At 34.2% G+C, this 348-nt stretch carries 1 protein-coding gene; it reads right to left on the bottom strand.

Annotation, left to right across the window (positions count from 1 at the left end; genetic code table 11):
- A partial coding sequence (locus tag GUI70_RS25440) for a PP2C family serine/threonine-protein phosphatase (protein WP_161884536.1) occupies positions 1–348 on the bottom strand: 348 nt, incomplete at both ends.

The following is a 348-nucleotide window of genomic DNA, read 5'->3' as shown; positions in this document are numbered from 1 at the left end:
AAATTCTTCTTTTTCAGCGCGATAAATATATCCAGGCTCATGACCAGCTGAACTACAATACAATAAATGGTTCATTTCTTCATATAAACCATAAAACATTGTGACGAACATATTTTGATTAATATTCTTTTCAACAACACGATTTAAACGTTTTAAGCCATCACTCGGTAATTGTGAGTGTCCATAAGAATCCATGCCAAACTTTATCATACTCATTGCTAAAGCAGCTGGTATACCTTTTCCAATGACATCTGCAACAGCAAAGCTCATTGTGCCATCTTTATGGTCAATTAAATTAAAATAATCTCCACTTACTTTTTGTGCCGCCACTGAAATAACGCCAATTTG

Origin of the sequence: Deinococcus alpinitundrae, assembly GCF_009982895.1 — a bacterium.
Classification (GTDB): domain Bacteria; phylum Deinococcota; class Deinococci; order Deinococcales; family Deinococcaceae; genus Deinococcus; species Deinococcus alpinitundrae.
The sequence above is the reverse complement of the archived record's forward strand: the minus strand, read 5'-3'. Positions and strand labels throughout refer to the sequence as shown.